At 55.9% G+C, this 15,555-nt stretch carries 17 protein-coding genes and 2 tRNA genes; 7 read left to right on the forward strand and 12 right to left on the reverse strand.

Annotated elements, in window-relative coordinates:
* Nucleotides 1-59: 59 nt before the first annotated feature.
* Nucleotides 60-842 carry a BtpA/SgcQ family protein gene (locus E3E30_RS10920; protein WP_167729611.1) on the reverse strand — a complete coding sequence of 261 codons (783 nt, stop codon included), beginning with the start codon at nt 840-842 and terminating at the stop codon, nt 60-62.
* Between the two features lie 91 nt (nt 843-933).
* Between E3E30_RS10920 and E3E30_RS10925 the strand changes: the two genes are divergently transcribed.
* Nucleotides 934-1,506 (forward strand): PH domain-containing protein, encoded by a 573-nt coding sequence (locus E3E30_RS10925; RefSeq protein ID WP_167729628.1) that lies wholly within the window; start codon nt 934-936, stop codon nt 1,504-1,506.
* Here E3E30_RS10925 and E3E30_RS10930 read toward each other — a convergent pair.
* Genes E3E30_RS10930 through E3E30_RS10940 form a run of 3 tightly spaced genes read right to left on the reverse strand, consistent with a single transcriptional unit; the run spans nt 1,503 to nt 4,829 of the window.
* Nucleotides 1,503-2,141, reverse strand: a complete 639-nt coding sequence (locus tag E3E30_RS10930; protein ID WP_042690926.1) for a DUF257 family protein — start codon at nt 2,139-2,141, stop codon at nt 1,503-1,505. The genes E3E30_RS10925 and E3E30_RS10930 overlap by 4 nt on opposite strands.
* Nucleotides 2,142-2,187: 46 nt before the next feature.
* Nucleotides 2,188-3,471, reverse strand: a complete 1,284-nt coding sequence (locus tag E3E30_RS10935; protein ID WP_167729612.1) for a TldD/PmbA family protein — start codon at nt 3,469-3,471, stop codon at nt 2,188-2,190.
* The gene (locus E3E30_RS10940; RefSeq protein WP_167729613.1) at nt 3,468-4,829 is read right to left on the reverse strand and encodes a TldD/PmbA family protein; all 1,362 of its coding nucleotides are present in this window, start codon (nt 4,827-4,829) and stop codon (nt 3,468-3,470) included. Before E3E30_RS10940 ends, E3E30_RS10935 begins: the two co-directional genes overlap by 4 nt.
* An 82-nt stretch (nt 4,830-4,911) precedes the next feature.
* Here E3E30_RS10940 and E3E30_RS10945 point away from each other — a divergent pair, with 82 nt between their 5' ends.
* Genes E3E30_RS10945 through E3E30_RS10955 form a run of 3 tightly spaced genes read left to right on the forward strand, consistent with a single transcriptional unit; the run spans nt 4,912 to nt 7,658 of the window.
* Entirely contained in the window at nt 4,912-5,421 is a 510-nt protein-coding gene (locus E3E30_RS10945) for a metalloregulator ArsR/SmtB family transcription factor (RefSeq protein ID WP_042690922.1), read from the forward strand.
* Entirely contained in the window at nt 5,418-5,672 is a 255-nt protein-coding gene (locus E3E30_RS10950; RefSeq protein ID WP_042690920.1) for a hypothetical protein, read from the forward strand. The genes E3E30_RS10945 and E3E30_RS10950 overlap by 4 nt, the downstream gene beginning before the upstream one ends.
* A 57-nt stretch (nt 5,673-5,729) precedes the next feature.
* A complete protein-coding gene (locus E3E30_RS10955; RefSeq protein ID WP_167729614.1) occupies nt 5,730-7,658 on the forward strand; it encodes a S16 family serine protease in 1,929 nt (642 codons plus the stop codon).
* On the opposite strand, the gene E3E30_RS10960 is transcribed toward E3E30_RS10955, so the two are convergent.
* The 4 genes from E3E30_RS10960 to E3E30_RS10975 form a co-directional block, all read right to left on the reverse strand.
* On the reverse strand, nt 7,655-8,920 hold the full coding sequence (locus tag E3E30_RS10960; RefSeq protein ID WP_167729615.1) for a phosphoadenosine phosphosulfate reductase family protein: 1,266 nt from the start codon (nt 8,918-8,920) through the stop codon (nt 7,655-7,657). The two genes, E3E30_RS10955 and E3E30_RS10960, sit on opposite strands and share 4 nt — an antisense overlap.
* A gap of 90 nt (nt 8,921-9,010) precedes the next feature.
* Entirely contained in the window at nt 9,011-10,120 is a 1,110-nt protein-coding gene (locus tag E3E30_RS10965) for a M20/M25/M40 family metallo-hydrolase (RefSeq protein ID WP_167729629.1), read from the reverse strand.
* Nucleotides 10,107-10,658, reverse strand: a complete 552-nt coding sequence (locus E3E30_RS10970; protein WP_042690915.1) for a hypothetical protein — start codon at nt 10,656-10,658, stop codon at nt 10,107-10,109. Before E3E30_RS10970 ends, E3E30_RS10965 begins: the two co-directional genes overlap by 14 nt.
* A gap of 46 nt (nt 10,659-10,704) precedes the next feature.
* Nucleotides 10,705-10,782: transfer RNA gene (locus tag E3E30_RS10975), tRNA-Ala, on the reverse strand.
* 155 nt (nt 10,783-10,937) lie between these two features.
* Between E3E30_RS10975 and E3E30_RS10980 the strand changes: the two genes are divergently transcribed.
* Nucleotides 10,938-11,687 carry a biotin/lipoate A/B protein ligase family protein gene (locus E3E30_RS10980; protein WP_167729630.1) on the forward strand — a complete coding sequence of 250 codons (750 nt, stop codon included), beginning with the start codon at nt 10,938-10,940 and terminating at the stop codon, nt 11,685-11,687.
* 10 nt (nt 11,688-11,697) lie between these two features.
* On the opposite strand, the gene E3E30_RS10985 is transcribed toward E3E30_RS10980, so the two are convergent.
* Both E3E30_RS10985 and E3E30_RS10990 read right to left on the reverse strand, forming a co-directional pair.
* Complete coding sequence (locus E3E30_RS10985) at nt 11,698-12,678, reverse strand: ATP-binding protein (RefSeq protein ID WP_240922702.1); 981 nt, start codon at nt 12,676-12,678, stop codon at nt 11,698-11,700.
* A 137-nt stretch (nt 12,679-12,815) separates the two neighbouring features.
* Nucleotides 12,816-13,442, reverse strand: a complete 627-nt coding sequence (locus tag E3E30_RS10990) for a hypothetical protein (RefSeq protein WP_167729616.1) — start codon at nt 13,440-13,442, stop codon at nt 12,816-12,818.
* A gap of 142 nt (nt 13,443-13,584) precedes the next feature.
* Between E3E30_RS10990 and E3E30_RS10995 the strand changes: the two genes are divergently transcribed.
* Together E3E30_RS10995 and E3E30_RS11000 are read left to right on the forward strand one after the other, a co-directional pair.
* Nucleotides 13,585-13,661 (forward strand) — tRNA-His (locus E3E30_RS10995).
* Between the two features lie 277 nt (nt 13,662-13,938).
* Complete coding sequence (locus tag E3E30_RS11000; protein WP_042690888.1) at nt 13,939-14,406, forward strand: Tfx family DNA-binding protein; 468 nt, start codon at nt 13,939-13,941, stop codon at nt 14,404-14,406.
* Here E3E30_RS11000 and E3E30_RS11005 read toward each other — a convergent pair.
* Together E3E30_RS11005 and E3E30_RS11010 are read right to left on the reverse strand one after the other, a co-directional pair.
* Nucleotides 14,341-15,012, reverse strand: a complete 672-nt coding sequence (locus E3E30_RS11005; RefSeq protein WP_167729617.1) for a CidB/LrgB family autolysis modulator — start codon at nt 15,010-15,012, stop codon at nt 14,341-14,343. The two genes, E3E30_RS11000 and E3E30_RS11005, sit on opposite strands and share 66 nt — an antisense overlap.
* Entirely contained in the window at nt 15,009-15,347 is a 339-nt protein-coding gene (locus E3E30_RS11010; protein WP_167729618.1) for a CidA/LrgA family protein, read from the reverse strand. Before E3E30_RS11010 ends, E3E30_RS11005 begins: the two co-directional genes overlap by 4 nt.
* Nucleotides 15,348-15,555: the final 208 nt, after the last annotated feature.

Genomic DNA, 15,555 nt, shown 5'->3' on the forward strand with positions numbered 1-15,555 from the left:
CGCGCCTAATCGTAATAAGACTTTCGGAGAAGAAAATTCGAAGAATTCTGAAGGAAAAGCTAAGAACTTCTCCTCAACTTCTCCGCCAGCTCGACGAGCTTTCTTGCCCTCTCAAAGGAAACCTCGTTCTCGACCTTTCCATCGCGCTTGAGCCACGTGCCGACGATGAAGGCATCTGCATACCTCCACAGCTCCGGCAGGTTGTCGTAGGTCGTTCCCGAGCCGACGACGACTGGAACGGGCGAGATTCTCTTCGCGAGGGCGAGCTTTTCTAAATCCACGGGCTTTCCGGTTGCCTTTCCGCTCACCACTATCGCATCGGCCAGACCGCGCTCGACGGTGTCCCTTACCGCGTCCTCGAAGTCAAAGAAGTGGACCGCGTGCTTGACGTGAACGTCGGCGAAAACCTTGATTCCGCTCGGGAGAAGCTTCCTCAGCCTTGCAAGCTCGTGGGCGATGCCCTCGATGATTCCCTGGTCGGTGAAGGCAACTCCGCTCAGCACGTTCACCCTTATGAAGTCCGCTTTAATCGAGTAGGCTATTGAATAGGCCGATATCCCGTCGTTCCTGAGGACGTTAATCCCGACCGGAACGCTCACCTCGTCCCTAACGGCCTTAGCTACCGCCGTGAAGGAAGCGACCGTCACCTTGTCAACTGTCTTGGGGAACGGGACGTCTCCGAAGTTCTCAATCATTATCGCGTCGAAGCCCGCCTCCTCAAGGGTCCTGGCATCCCTCAGGGCGAGCTCAGTAACGGTCTCAAGGTTGCCGTCGTAGAGGTACGAGCCGGGGAGGGGCTTGAGGTGAACCATGCCGATGAGCGGTTTCCTCTCGAAGTCCATACCAACACCTCCCCAACCGTAGGGGGCTTCTCCTTAAACGGTTTCCGGCAGGTTAATATATTCCACCGCCAAATTAGGTTAGGTGGTGTCCATGGGAGAGCCTGAACTTCCGAAGGCCCTCGGGAAGATTATTGAACCCGGGGAGCGCGTCCTCTACTCGGTCAAGAAGAAGGTAAGCCTCGAAAAGCCCAAGTGGCTTCTCGTTACGGACAGGAGGATTATCTACCTCGATGAGAAGATTCTCGGGAGGTACGACGTCAGGGCGTTGCCCTACCAGAAGCTCGAGAGGGTCACTGTCAAGCTCGGCATAATGAGCTCCGAGTTCATAATAGAGGGCGAGGAGAGCATAACGCTGAAGCTCGGCTGGATGGACAAGGAGGAGGCCAGGAAAACGATAAACGCCATCAAGGAGGCCCTCAACGCGATAGCGGTCGAGCCAGTAAGCATAGCGGTCAAAAAGGGCCTCACCAGCGAGGAATGGGTTCTCAACAAGCCGAAGGAGCTCGTCACAAGAACGGCCCCAATCTCGCACACTGCACCTGTTCAGGAGAAGAAGGAAGACCCGATGGACAGGCTGAAGAAGCTGAAGGAACTCTACGACATGGGCGTCATAAGCCAGGAAGAGTACGAAGAAAAGAGGAAGAAACTGCTGGAGGAGATTTAGAGGATTACGACCTCCTTCCCGAGAAGTTCTCTTCTCGATGTTTTTACAACGCCGAGAACATAGCCCCTTTCCGTTGGGTAAAGTGCCAAGACTGTCGTTGCGATTTCCCTGAAGAGGGCTCCGAAGCCACCGGGCTTTGAAGCTATGACGTCGGAGTTGACGAGGTACAGGGCTATCCTGTCCTTCTTCCCAACGAAGCCTGCAACGTTGCGGATTAGCCTCAGGAGCTCCCGGTCCGTAAGAACCAGAAAGAGCTTGTGGAACCCAAGGACGGGGTTCACCATGACGCCATCGGTGGCCTTGGAGTATATCCTCTCGTAGTAGCGGAAGTCGATTGAATGCCTGTCAACGTCTATTGTCCCTATTACGTTTCCAACGTTCCTTGAACCGCCGATTTTGACTACGGGCAGTTCTTCAAAGCCAGAGACGTCGAAGCCGAGAACTTCGAGTCTGGCAAGCACCTCTGGAAAAGTGTCGAGGACGTCATCAATGAGAATCGCCCTGTCGTTTGCCTTTGCCCACCCCACGAGCAACCACAGGAGGAGCTCAGAGGGAGAATCCTGAGTGTACTCAACGAGCACTGTCTCACCGGGTTTGAGAAGGGATAGAATCTCATCAAGCTCATCGCTGGTCATGGGGCATCCCCTAAATAGGGTTAAGCGAGAAAATATAAAAACGTTGTCAAACGAGCCTCCCCTCGACGATTGCCCTCGGTGAAAGAAAACTCGAAATTCTCTCAACCTCTTTTCCGGGTTTCAGCGTTCTGAGAAGCTCGAAGACGTTGCCGACGAGCATGTTGTCCTTGAACGGCCTGAGCTCACCGTTCTCAACCACGTAGCCGAGCTCGACCGTCAGCGAGAAGTCACCACTCACGGGGTTGGCCGTGTGCTCGCCGAAGACCTTCCTGACGACGACTCCTTCGTAGTCCTCAAGGCTCTCCTCCCCGGGCTCAAGGATTAGGTTGCTCGTCCCGATGTACGGGACGCTCCTGAAGGTTCTCAGCGCGTTCCCGGTGCTCTCCATGCCGAGGAATGAAGCGTAGGTGTGGTCGAGGAGGAAGTTTCTAACTATTCCGTCCCCGACGAGAACCGTCCTCTGGCCCGGACTTCCTTCCCCGTCGAAGGAATAGCTCCCCGGCAGTTCCGGAAGGGTCGAGTCGTCCACGAGCGTGAAGGAACCTACCTCGTCGCCGGGCTTCGAGAACCTGCTCCTGCCGTGGTAAACTTCATCGCCGTAGAGGTTGCTCAGGAAGACCTCCATGATTGAAGCCAGAGCGTTGGGCTCCAGAACGAGTTCCCCCGAATAGGGTTCGAGCTTCCTCGCCCTCGCGCTCAGCCTCGCCTCGTCAATCGCCTTCTCAACGGCGCGCTCAAGCTCCTCAACCGGCTGGAGGGAGGTGAAGCTCTGCCTGTAGGAGCCTGTCCCCGGAGGCTCGCTGAGCACCGCGTAGGCCGAAACTCCCATGTAGGTGGAGCGCTCTTCAAGCTCGATTCCGTTGGAGTTGACGACCCCGCTCGTCCCGACAGCAAGGGAGAGCGAACCCGAGAGCGTCTCTTTACCTTTCTTCTCCCGCATCAGCTCAGCGTATTCGAGGGCGAGCCTGTGGGCCTCCTCGAAGGGAATCTCGTCTATCTCCCTGTCGTAGATTCCCTTGACGCGGTTCACCCTTCCACTGGCCGGAAAGCCCCTGAAGGGAACCTCGCTTATCTTCGCCAGCTTTACCGCCCTCTCCACCAGCTTCTTAAGCTCCTCCTCGCTTGGGTGGAGGCCCGTTATATAGGAAAAGCCGAGCCTACCCTTTAAACCAACCCTGAGGCCTATTCCCGAGTAGAACTTTCTCTGGGAGCGCTCAAGGGTTTCCCTCTCGATTCTGAACGAGCCCGAGCGCCCAAACTGGTAGAATACCTCCCACTCGACGTTCTCGCCTTCAAGGAGCTTCACGAGCCTCTCAACGGCCTCAATCATCTCAATCCCCCCACGAGGGCCCTTGTGAGTATATGCGGCCCGCCGTCGTCAACCGGAACCCACTGGCCCTTTCCGCAGTAGCCCGGAAACTCAACGCGCGTGTCGTTTCCGATGGCCCTTATGTTCTTCAAAACGTCGAGGATTTTGCCAGAGAGCGCAACGTCGCGGACCGGTTCCTTAATCTCGCCGTTCTCCACGATGTAGCCGAGCTTCGCCCCGAAGGTGAACGTCCCGTTGGCGGTGTCCACTTCGCCGCCTTTGTCGCCGAGCATGTAGAGGCCGTTCTTAACCTCCTCAAGGATTTCCTCAAAGGACCAGTCGCCGGGCTCGACGTAGGTGTTGCCCATCCTCACGAGGGGCTGATGGGAGTAGCTTTCGGCCCTCGCGTGGCCGTTGGGTTCGAGGCCGAAGTACTCGGCCGTCTCCCTGTCGTTGAGGTAGCTGACGAGAACGCCGTCCTTGATAATCTCAACGCGCCTCGCTTTAATCCCCTCGTCGTCGTACGGGTAGCTCCCAAACTTGCCCGGCAGAGTGGGGTCGTCAACGACGTTCAGACCATCGACCGCTATCTTCTCCCCGAGCCTTCCAGCTAAGATGCTGTCGCCGTTCTTGACGGAGTCTGCCTCGACGGCGTGACCCAAAGCCTCGTGGATGAAAACCCCAGTCAGCTCTGGGTCGGCTATGACGTCCATCTCTCCGGAGGGCGGTGAAGATGCCCTCAGAAGCTCAAGGGCCTTCTCCTTTACGTGGGCCGTCCAGTAGTGGAGGTCAATCCCCTCAACCAGCTCCCAGCCGAGGGTTCCGCCGAAGCTCTTCCAGAAGTCCTGCATCTCGCCGTTTTCCTTGGCCGTTACCGAGAAGCCGAGCCGTATCCTCGGGACGACGGTTCTTATCTCGCTCCCGAGGGAGTTGAAGTAGAAGGTCTCGACGATTGAGTCGCCGTAGTTGACGGTCCTGCTGACGATTTTCTCGCCCCTAAGAAGACCGTCGATTTCCTTGACGAGAGAGAGCTTCTCCTCGATGTCAACTTCAGTGAAGGGCTTCTTGACCTTAAGTTCGACCTCGTCTCTCACGGGCTCGCCGAGGTAAATCCTCGCGTTCCCGCGGGAGAGCTTCGCTATCTTCATCGCCGTTTCTATTGCCTTCTCAAACCTCTCGCGGTCGTTGGCGCTCGAAAAGCCCCACGTTCCGTTGAAGGCCCTCGCGCCGATGCCGAGCTCGGAGTTGCTTGAGAGCTCCCTCAGCTGGCCGTTGCTCATGACGAGCCTCCTTGAGGTGACCTTAACGAGCCTGATTTCATAGTAATCGAGACCGTGTTTTCTCGCGAGCTCCTCAGCCTTTTTAATCAGCCACTCCATACTCTCACCGCAGGGCATAAAAGGGGAAGGCCTTATATCACTTGCCATAGAGGGATGAACCACAGGGTTTAAGGGTTGAAAGATGGAGCGGAGGAACGAGATACTGAACTACATCCGAAACAGGCCCGGCGTGACGTTCAGAGAGCTGGCAAGGGAGCTGGGACTGGGCATCGGCGACCTTCAGTATCATCTCGGAAAGCTCGAAAAGGAGGGCAAGGTGTTTTCACGGAAGGTTGGCAGGAGGCGCTACATATTCCCGGCAGGCTTCGAGGAGGAAGCCCAGAGACTGCTGATGGCGATATCAACGGAGACGAGGAGGAAGATACTGCTCCTGCTCATGGAGGGCCCTATGAGCCAGGGCGAAATAGCGGAAAGGCTGAAGGTCAGCCAGCCGACGGTGAGCTACCATATGCGTGAACTCGAGAAGCTCGGCGTCGTGAAGGCCGAAAGGACCGGAAAGAGCGTGATATACACGATTAACTACGACCCGGAAACCCTGGTGAGACTGATTAGGGACTACAGGCCGGGACTGTGGGAGAGGCTGGCAGATAGCCTTATAGACCTCCTCGCTGGAATGGGTGAGGGTGAATGATGGAGATGCTCCTCGACGTTGCGATAATCCTGCTTGCAATGGCGCTGGTTGGGGTCAGCTACCTGGCCTACCGCAAGAGCCACCTTAGGGCAACGCTCTACCTGGCGCTGGCGTTCCTGCTCTTCGCCTTTAAGAAGGTCGTCGAGATTTCAGCGGAGAGCAGGGCGCTGGGAAGGGACATCGGATTAATCGTTGACTTCCTTGAGGTGCTCGTCCTCCTGCTGTTCTTCCTGGCCCTCTGGAGGCGTTAAACTGTTGAACCACAAACGCTTTATTTGGCCTTTCTAATTCTCCAAACGGGTGAAAGGATGAAGAGAGCGGTCGTTTTAGTTCTGGCAGTACTCCTTCTGCTTCCGTTAGCGACGCCAGTGATGGCCCAGTGTCCAAGCGAGGGACACACGGTGATAATGCACGCTCCAGCCGTCGCCAAGACCTCAACCGGTGAGCTGACCGGTGTCGTCACGGAGTTCGTGATTACGGTAACTCCAGGAAGCGGACACGTCTACATAGAGACCTGGCCATTGGCTCAGGTTGACATGCAGGCCAGCGCCAGATTGGCCACTCAAGTGGCAGGAAGGGTTCTCGGAGTCAACATGAGTCACTACGACGTTTTTATCCAGGTTCGCGCGAACACCTCAATCATCGGCGGCCCTTCGGCTGGAGGAACAATGACCGTCGGAATAATCGCGGCACTAATGGGCTGGAAGGTAAACCCAAACGTCATGATGACGGGAATGATTAACCCGGACGGCAGTATCGGTCCAGTCGGCGGAATCCTTGAGAAGGCGGCCGCCGCACACCAGGCCGGGGTAAAGCTCTTCCTGATTCCCGAGGGCCAGAGGATTCAGTACGTCCAGGAAACCCAGAAGAAGGAAATCGGCGGCGTTATCGAGATAAACACCGAGACCAAGCCAGTTGACGTCGTCAAGTACGCGGAGGAGCGCTGGGGGCTCAAAGTGGTGGAAGTTAAGGACATCTACGAGGCGGTATACTACTTCACGGGACACAGGCTCCCGAAACCGAAGGCCCCCCAGAACGTCCAGATTGACACCTCCTTCCTCAGAAACGACGCCCTGAGCGACTACAAGAACACAACCGATTACTACCAGAGGGTCATGAAGGAACTGAAGGAAAGCAACGTCGGCTACGACACCTACATGACGCTCCTCGCGGCTTTGAACAACGCTGGGCAATTGCTCAACCAGTCGAAGGGGTACATAGACGAGGGTCTCTACTACACCGCCCTTAGCAAGGACTTCCAGGCGAGGATAGTGATAAGGCACGTTGACTGGTACCTCCAGACCAACACCCCAAAGGACGTTGAGGAGCTCCTGAAGAACACCAGCGAGACAATCAAGAGCGCCGAAGCCTACGTCGAGAACCAGAGCATTAGAGGAATCACGATGCTCCAGGCAGTTGCCGCGGCCGAACAGAGGATAGAGGACGCAAAGAGCAACCTTGACCAGGCGTGGAAGTCCTACTACTCGGGGGACTACTGGGACGCAATAGGAAAGGCGGCCTACGCCTACGAAAGGGCAAAAACCGCAATCCTGTGGACAGACCTCGGGAAACGCTTCGCCAAGGGCGAGCCCATCAAGAAAGACCTAATCAAAGCCACGGCGAGAGACTACATAGACGAGTCCGACCTAATCGTCGCCTACATCGAGTCCATGTACGGCGACGTCCTCGGAAACAGCCTCACCGACACGATAGAGAAGGCCCAGCAGTACTATGACGACGGAAAGTACTCCGCGGCGCTGTTCACGGCCATGCAGGCGCGCGTTCAGGGTGAGGTCTTCCTCGACACCCTCGCGATAACCAACTGGACCGTTCTGATGGACAAGCTCAACATGGTCAAGGGCGACGCCAAGGCCGCGATAGGCATCGCCGAGGAGAAGGGAATAACCCCCATACTTGCCATAGCCTACTACGAGTTCGCCCAGAGCTTTGAAGAGCTCGCGAAGAAGAACCAGAGCACGGACGACCTGCAAACGGCCATGACTTTCTACATGTACGCCAAGGAAACCGCAAACCTGTTCCTCTCAACGCCCCTCAGCCCGATTCCAAACGTTCCAGAGGAAAACGCAACGGTTCCGGAGGTAAGCGTTCCGACTGCAACCAGCTCACCGGCCCAGAGTTCCACCGGCTCTGCAACGGGCGAGGCGGACTACGGGCTCATCGGCCTGTTCGCGATAGTTGCCTTCGTCGTCGGTCTGGCGGTTGGAAGGAAGCTTTAGCCCGGAAGGGCCTTCACCCCCCTCTTCTTTAACAACTCAACCTCCCACTCGGCAAGGCTCGGGCAGACGGTACAGCCAAGCCGGTAGAAGCCCTCGTAGTAGAGAGGGTGCAGTTTAAAGCCCCTCATGAGGATGAAGAGCTGGACCATGAACCCGCTCCAGAACTTTATCGGCATAACCTCGAGGATTCTTCCGAAGTCCGTCTTTCTCTCAACGACCGGCGGTTTAAGCCTCCTCCTTGCGCTCTCCCCATCTCTGTCGCCGACGAGAAGAACCGGGTTTTCAAACTCCGAAACGACCGAATAGAGGGCCTCAACCTTCTTTCTCGTGCACCAGCGGTTCCGATGGGTCGGCATGCCGTACTCCTCGATGGGCATCGGAACGTCAACGCGGATGAGGTTAACGCCGAGCCTTTTCGCGAGTTCTTCAACGTATTCGTCCGTTCCGGGCATCTCGTACTCCATTCTAACGTAGACTGCTGTAACCTCGTCGAAGACCTCTTTCGCTAAAATAAGTGTGGCCGTCGAGTCCTTTCCCCCGCTCCAGGGAACGACGATGTCGTAGTCCTTAAAAGCCCTGAGGAAAGCCTTCGATGCGCTGGCAAAGGCCTCTATGTATTCCCTGTTGGCGGAGATGAGCGAGTCGAGCGAGACGTCCTCGGTGCAGGGGCACTTCCAGAGAACCTCCGTCGGAAAGCCGAGCTTCTTGCTAACCTCAGCAACCCTGTTCGGGCCGGAGAAGTAAATTTCCTGGTTCATAGTCTTCCTCAAGACGAGCGAGTTCTCGCCGAGCTCGACGTCGAGGAGCGAGCGCATAGCTTTTCTGAAGCCGTCGCCAAGGGCGAGGTAAACGTCATAGTCCGGGTTAATTTCGAGGCCGAATGGGTTCTCGGGGTTGAGGGCGTAGGTTCCCTTCCACTCGATGCCGAGGCGAAAGCGGGCCTTTATCTCCTCGATGTGGGAGTAGAGCTCGTCAACGCGCATGTTTCTAACGCGCTTCGTCCTCAGAACCCTCGCGTAGAAGGGCTTTCCTGACTCCCTCAGAACCGGCAAAAGCTCCTCCATGAGGTCTTTCTCTTTCTCGCCGAGGAGGAGAACCGGGATGTATGGCCCCTCAAGAATTCTCTCAAGGTTCTCAAGGACTTCCTCCTTGGTTCTGCCCCCGCCGAGGCTCTCAACCCTCAGGAAGCCCCCGTAGTTCCTCTCGTTTATGTAACTTAGAGCCTTCGCGTCCTTCCTTGCCCTCGCTATGAGCGCGAACATGGAAGGGGTTAAAAGGGGAAGCTTAAAAGTCTTCGCGCCGATGAGGAAAACTCCCTGCCCTGAGCGGTGATGAGACCGGCTTTACCGAGGCTACACCAGCGACGCAAGGAAGGCCCTGTAGATTTCTTTCACCCTTCTCATCGACGAAACGCTCACCCACTCGTCGCTCGCGTGCCAGTTGCCCCCCTCCGGCCCGAAGACGAAGGTTGGCTTGCCGAGGTAGGTCGCGAAGTAGTTGAAGTCGCCGACGCTCCTGCCGTAGGTTACTTCCGGGTCGAGGCCCGTTACAGAGAAATACGCCCTCTTGAACAGCCGGACCTCGTGGAGGTTCTCCCTCACAACGTAGGGGAGCATGTCCGGCGTTGGCCTCGGGAACTTCTCAATTTCGAGCTCAGCTTTAACGCCAACCCTGTCCGCGAGCTTCCTCAGCTCGGCCTCAACGCGCTCCCAGTCCTCCCCTATGACGGTGTGCCTGTCAATTATCGCCTCCGCGTAGTCCGGGACGCTCAGGCCGTCGGCTTCGCCCTTCATATAGAGCGTGCAGTACGAGCCCCTGCCGAGCTTTATGTGGCTCTTCGTCTTTATCCGCCCAAGGTTCGAAACTAACTTTGCCAGCTCCTCGATGGCATTTATTCCCAACCCCGGCCTTGCGGCGTGGGCCTTCTTTCCTTTGGCCCTAACGGTGATTACGAAGCGACCCCTCGCGCCGAGCATCAGCCTCTCACGCGTCGGCTCCGCCACGAGAACCAAATCTGCATTCTCGAGCTTCCCGCTCTTTATCAGCTCCCAGGTTCCGCGCGAGTAACCTTCCTCGTCGCTCACGGCGGTGAAGATTAGGTTCGGCCTCTCCCGCTTTGAAAGCTCACCCATCTCTACGAAGAGGCTCAGCAGAACGGCCAGGCCAGCTTTCATGTCCGCGCTTCCAAGGCCGTAGAAGCGGTCGCCGTCGAGCTCTCCCTTCGGATTCCTCGTCCAGCCCGGCGAGAGGTTTACCGTATCCATGTGGCCGTTGAGCACGACCGTTAGGCCCCTACCGGGGAGATATGCCAGCACGTCGTCGCCAAAGCCCTCAACAGGAAGTGTTTCGACCTCAAAACCGTGTTCTTCCAGCAGAGACGCTATGAAGCGTGAAATTTCCCCTTCCCTGCCGAAGGGAGACTCAATGGCAACGAGCTTTTTAAGGAGTTCAAACTCGTCCATCCCTATCACCAACCAGCTCCTTAACGAAATCGGAGAACTTGGCCTTTCTATCAAAGTTTTCTGCCCTCTCCAGCTCTTTCTTGAGAAGCGATATGTTCTCTTCGATTTCGGCTGAAAGGTCCTCAAGTATTGCCCTCATATCAGAGTCCCCGACCTTTCCGGCCAGATACCTGGCGGCTCGAAGCTGGAGCTCCTCAAGCTTTACCGCCTCCCTGAGGACGTCGAGGTAATCTCCGACCGTGGAGAGGGAGACCTTAACATCCTCACCGGAGGTCTCGGAAGAAAGCGCCTGAGGATACAGCTTGAGTGCGATTCTGCAGAGCTCCTCCACCTGCCGCCCCTTTGCCTCAACGAAGCGTGAGAACTTCACTCTACCGTAACCCCGGGGAAGTGAATCCCTCATCGTGGCATAAACTGCGAGAACACGTTTGGACGTCGAAAGAAGGTACCCTAAAACGTCCTCTGGGGGAAGTTTGGACACGAGCTCGAGCAACTCTGTTGTGTCTCTGGACTCAAAGAACCCCTCAAGGGAGCCCATGGCACCACCTTAATGGAGTTGGAAAAGGTGCGTAAAAACGTTTTGTTGGTGGACCGGGCGGGATTTGAACCCGCGGCCTCCGCCTTGCGAGGGCGGCGCTCGTACCAGGCTGAGCTACCGGCCCACTCCCGGTTATAGTGGAGTGCCCGGGGTTTTAAAAAGTTTTGGTATATGCCATGTGCTCAGTGGTGACCGCTCTCATCACCCCCTCAGGAGGGCTTGGGCATCATCATCGCTGGGCTTAAAAGCTCATGGAACCTTTTAACCCTGGTGGTCGCTATGCGCTTCATCCCGCTCATCGTTGCCAAACCGGAGGTTCAGATGGCAATAGATGAGGCGATAATGATTGCCAGAATCGAGGGGAAGGTTCCCGACACGGTGAGGCTGTACGCCTTCTCACCGAGTTCGGTGACGATAGGCCGCTTCCAGAGCGTCGTCCACGACGTCAACCTTGAAGAGGCCAGAAGGCTCGGCATTACCGTCGTGCGCAGGATAACTGGCGGAGGAAGCGTTTTCCACGACGAGTTCGGCGAGATAACCTATTCAGTCGTCGTTGGTGAAGACCTTCATCCAGCGTTGAGGAACGTCGAGACGAGCTACCGCTACTTAGCCGGTCCTCTCGTCGATGCCTTAAACGACCTCGGGCTTAACGCGGGCTTCTCCGGCCTAAACGACATCGTCGCCAACGGGAAGAAGATAAGCGGTTCGGCGCAGACGAGGAGGAAGGGGGTAATCCTCCAGCACGGCACGTTCATGTACGCGACGCGCGTTGAAATCCTCGGAAAAGTCCTGAGGGCTTCCAAGGCGAAGCTCGCTGACAAGGGCGTTTCGAGCATCTGGGAGCGCGTAACGACCCTGGAGCGCGAGGGAATAAAGCTGAACCGCTGGGAGGCCTACGAGCTGTTGAGGGAGAGCTTTTTCAACGCCTTCGAGCTAGAGGAAGGCGAGCTGACCGATTACGAGCTTGAGCTTGCCGAGGAGCTCATCGAGAAGCGCTACGGAAATCCAGAGTGGAACGAGATGAGGTAAGACAGAGTTATCAAACGGGGCTCCCAACTTCTTCCAATTTTGTTTCGAGGACCGCCTGCCGCAAGGGACGCTCTGGAATCTGGTAAACGCCCCGTTTTGGCTTTATTAAGAAGCCACTATCAACGAGGTTCTTGAGGACTTCCTTTGCCCTCCTCTCAGAGATTCCCACGATGGACGTTATTTCAGTGACAATTTCCTCGGTCGTCACACCATATGAGGGCCCCTTGGCAACCCTCTTCAGGGCGATTATATACGCGGGAGACCTGTATATCCTGATGAAGTCACTTAAATCCTTCTTCCAAAGCTTGACGGCATGATTAACAGCCGTTGTTAGTGCGTCCCCGTGAGACTTCCCCTTAACCCTCAGCTTGCCGTAATACGCCAGAAAACCCGGAACGTTTGAAAGCTCCCGGGCGGCCTCGTAAAGCTCCTCCTCTGAGGCATCCGGAAGGCCCTTCCTCAGGTATTCAACGCTTTCCTCAACCGTCCATCTGGAAATGTGAATCTTCTCAACGTATCTTGCGAAGAAGGGTTTATCCCCAGAGGGGTTTATTATCCTCTCCAGCAGGCCGGGCATCGAGCTCGAGAGGACGACCGTCACGTTCTCAAAGCCGTCCGAAATCGTCTGGAGCATGCCGAGCATGTTCAACGGGGCAAACCTTGGGAGAACTTGCGCCTCGTCAAATACCACCACCGTTTTCTTTCCCAACCTGTTTAGGTGCCTGAGAAGGTTTAGAAACGCATTCTGGAACTCGGCGATTCCCTTCGGTTTAACGTCCATCTTCACGATTCCAAGGCTCAGCGTGGCGGAATATTCGAGCCCCTCTGGTATGTTCGTCGAGACAGGGACAAGTTCCCTGTAACTTATTGCCTCACGCCCCATTCCAAAGGCCAGGTCGTAATAAAGGTAATTGTACTTTGAGCGATGTTTGTTGAGAAAGACGTTGATAACGCTGGTTTTGCCAACTCTCCGTGAACCCAGAATCGCCACGAAGTCGCCTTCATCAACGGTTTTTCGAGTTCTTTAAGCGCCTTCCTGTGACCTTTCCCATGAAGGTTTTTCTCGTCTCGTATCGGCCGGGTGCTGAACAAAGTGAACACCCCATCACTAGTGACGGGCCATCACTTTTAAAGGTTTCCAATTCTAAAATCCCCCGCCAGCTCGTAGAACAGCTCGTCCTCACCGAGCTCCTCGCGGAGTTTTTCAAAGTTCTTCATCAGCCTCGGAAGCCTGCCCTTCGAGCGTCTCAACATCGAGTTGCCGATTTCGAGGGCGAAGCGCAGGTAGTCGTCGCTTACGAGGATTTTTCCATCCCTGCCAAGTGGAGCGGTTAGATACTCGGTGGCGTTTATCTCGACGAGGTAACGGTTGGAGATTACCTTGAAGGTCGTGTACTTGAAACCGCTGGCGAGGCCGAGTTCGTGGAGCCTCTTTGCTTTCTCAAGGTCCTCGGCGACGACGTGGAAAATCGGGGGCTGGCTTTTGAGGAATATCAGTCCCTCCTTGGCCTTCTCCAAGGCCTTCTTTGCCTCGGGGAACGTCATCTCGCGGTGAACCTTAATCAGCCACCTGCTCAGGGGTTTGGCGCCCAAAGCTGGCTCCTCGATGATTCCAATCCTGCCCGAGCACGAGCTCGTAGTGTAGATTCCTTTGATAGAGTTAATGAGCAGGAGGAGGTCTATTATGTCCTCGTCAACTTTACCTTCTCTCATCGCCGTGAAGAGGCTGACCAGCGCTTCCCGCTTTGCCTTCATTCCTCAGCCCCCGGTGAGGTTTTCAATCGGTGTTAAACTGCACGCGCGCCCTAATATCGGGTGAAGGCGGGATTTGCCACCTCTGCTCCCGCCATCTGACGAAAACTTTATAAAGCTAACCCAAAAGCTTAAGCTGGACGTGGCCGGGGTGGTGTAGCCTGGTCAGCACAGGGGACTGTGGATCCCCTAGCCCGGGTTCAAATCCCGGCCCCGGCCCCAGAACTACAAACTTCGCCTGCGCGAAGTTTGACCAAGGTTCGTGGTTCTTCTCTAAGAATGCAATTCTAGGAAGTTTGCACTCTCAAGAGGCGATATTTTCAAGAGAGTGCACGACTGTTTTTCGGCTCCTTGGATAGAAGGGCGCTCCTTTCGCCAAACCTTCCCAAGGCTGTGCAAAAGTTTCATCGGAGTTAGAGGTGCCATTGAGAATGCCCCACCGCTGCCCAGACCTAAAAACTTTTAACCTTCTACGTTCTGTTAAGCTTTGGTGTTTACAATGAAGAGCTTTCTAACCGAACAGCAGATTAAGATTCTCCGCCTCCGCGCGAGGGGCCTCAAGCAGAGCGAGATTGCCGAGCTTCTCGGCACGAGCAGGGCCAACGTTAGCATACTGGAGAGAAGGGCCCTGGAGAAGATTGAGAAGGCCCGGAACACCCTCCTAATCTGGGAGCAGATTAACTCGAAGGTGAGCGTCGAGGTCAAACGCGGCGAGGACATCTTTGACGTTCCCGACAAGCTCTTCAGCAAGGCCGACGAGCTCGGCGTCAAGGTGCCCTACAGCACGGCCGAAATAATAGCCTTCCTCGTCGAGCACGCACCAGTTGACGACAGGCTGGCGAAGAGGGACTTCACTCTCTTCCTCGACGCCAACGACAGGCTTCGCGTCAGCGAGTGCATCTTAGATGACTTCGATGAGATACGGAAGAAGGATGGCGGTAAAGACCCCGTTCAGGGCCATGGCTAACCCGCTCACGGCTCCGGCCAATTCGTCCTCGGTTATTATCCTCGCCGTCCCAAGGCCGTGTGAGGAAACCCCCGTTGCCAAACCCCTCGCTATTCTGTCCCCCACCCCAAAGACGTTCAGCAACTCCGGCGCGAAGGCGTTGCCGAGCAGTCCGGTCGTTATCACCAGGACTGCCGTCAGCGATGGGATTCCGCCTATCTTCGCGCTCACGCCTATGGCTATGGCAGTCGTTACACTCTTGGGGGCTATGCTTCGAAGAACGGTTTCGCTCGCGCCGAGTAACTGGGCCGTCCAGTAGGCGCTCAGCACCGCGGTGGTTCCGCCGATTAGAATTCCCAGCGAGATTTCCTTTGCGTACCTGGCTATGAGCCCCCTGTTCTTGTAGACTGGGATTGCCAGGCTCACGACTGCCGGTCCGAGCAGGAACTTGAGGAAGACCGCACTCTCCATGTACGAGTCGTAGGAAACGTTTCCGAGCTTGAGAACCACGGCGATTGTAATTATCGAGAGCAGGACTGGGTTCGTGTAGAACGCCTTTCTCCTCGCGTGGAGCTCCGAGAAGACGTAGAACACCACGAGCGTTAGGGCTATCCCGTAGGGGTTCATCTCCGAACGACCTCCACGGTTTTTGCGGTCACGAAGAGGGTGACGACGAAGCTGATAACCAGAGCGACCGATATCGGAACGAGTTGGGCCTTTATCAGGCCGAGATAGGTGACTATCCCGACTCCCGGCGGGATGAAGAGGACGCTCATGTTCTTCACGAAGAGCTCGGCCTCGTTTTCAACCCATTCGAGCTTCATGGCACCGCTCAGAAGCGCCGAGAGCAGGAACAGCATCCCGAGAACGCTACCCGGGACAGGAAGGTTAAGGCCAGAACTGACCATCTCGCCGAGCGCGTAGAAACCGAATATTATCGCCAGTCCTCGATAGGGCTTCATGGATTATGGTACGCATCTTCTCCAAAAAGACCTTTCGGAAGAGGTCAGAAGAAAAGGAAAATACGAGAGAAACCATATCAGAGCTTGAACCTGCTGATAATATCGCGCAACTGGGCCACGATGTTTTTGAGGTCGTTTGCTGCTCTTTCGAGTTCTTCTGTTGCTGCAGTCTGCTCTTCAACAGCAGAACTAACCTCCTCAGCACTGG

Origin of the sequence: Thermococcus sp. 9N3 (assembly GCF_012027685.1) — an archaeon.
In the GTDB taxonomy this organism is placed as follows: domain Archaea; phylum Methanobacteriota_B; class Thermococci; order Thermococcales; family Thermococcaceae; genus Thermococcus; species Thermococcus nautili.

Bases quoted from the DNA above. Each gene is read 5' to 3' on its own strand.
- E3E30_RS10920 (WP_167729611.1), bottom strand. From the start codon at position 842: ATGGACTTCGAGAGGAAACCGCTCATCGGCATGGTTCACCTCAAGCCC.
- E3E30_RS10925 (WP_167729628.1), top strand. From the start codon at position 934: ATGGGAGAGCCTGAACTTCCGAAGGCCCTCGGGAAGATTATTGAACCC.
- E3E30_RS10930 (WP_042690926.1), bottom strand. From the start codon at position 2,141: ATGACCAGCGATGAGCTTGATGAGATTCTATCCCTTCTCAAACCCGGT.
- E3E30_RS10935 (WP_167729612.1), bottom strand. From the start codon at position 3,471: ATGATTGAGGCCGTTGAGAGGCTCGTGAAGCTCCTTGAAGGCGAGAAC.
- E3E30_RS10940 (WP_167729613.1), bottom strand. From the start codon at position 4,829: ATGGAGTGGCTGATTAAAAAGGCTGAGGAGCTCGCGAGAAAACACGGT.
- E3E30_RS10945 (WP_042690922.1), top strand. From the start codon at position 4,912: ATGGAGCGGAGGAACGAGATACTGAACTACATCCGAAACAGGCCCGGC.
- E3E30_RS10950 (WP_042690920.1), top strand. From the start codon at position 5,418: ATGATGGAGATGCTCCTCGACGTTGCGATAATCCTGCTTGCAATGGCG.
- E3E30_RS10955 (WP_167729614.1), top strand. From the start codon at position 5,730: ATGAAGAGAGCGGTCGTTTTAGTTCTGGCAGTACTCCTTCTGCTTCCG.
- E3E30_RS10960 (WP_167729615.1), bottom strand. From the start codon at position 8,920: ATGTTCGCGCTCATAGCGAGGGCAAGGAAGGACGCGAAGGCTCTAAGT.
- E3E30_RS10965 (WP_167729629.1), bottom strand. From the start codon at position 10,120: ATGGACGAGTTTGAACTCCTTAAAAAGCTCGTTGCCATTGAGTCTCCC.
- E3E30_RS10970 (WP_042690915.1), bottom strand. From the start codon at position 10,658: ATGGGCTCCCTTGAGGGGTTCTTTGAGTCCAGAGACACAACAGAGTTG.
- E3E30_RS10980 (WP_167729630.1), top strand. From the start codon at position 10,938: ATGCGCTTCATCCCGCTCATCGTTGCCAAACCGGAGGTTCAGATGGCA.
- E3E30_RS10990 (WP_167729616.1), bottom strand. From the start codon at position 13,442: ATGAAGGCAAAGCGGGAAGCGCTGGTCAGCCTCTTCACGGCGATGAGA.
- E3E30_RS11000 (WP_042690888.1), top strand. From the start codon at position 13,939: ATGAAGAGCTTTCTAACCGAACAGCAGATTAAGATTCTCCGCCTCCGC.
- E3E30_RS11005 (WP_167729617.1), bottom strand. From the start codon at position 15,012: ATGAACCCCTACGGGATAGCCCTAACGCTCGTGGTGTTCTACGTCTTC.
- E3E30_RS11010 (WP_167729618.1), bottom strand. From the start codon at position 15,347: ATGAAGCCCTATCGAGGACTGGCGATAATATTCGGTTTCTACGCGCTC.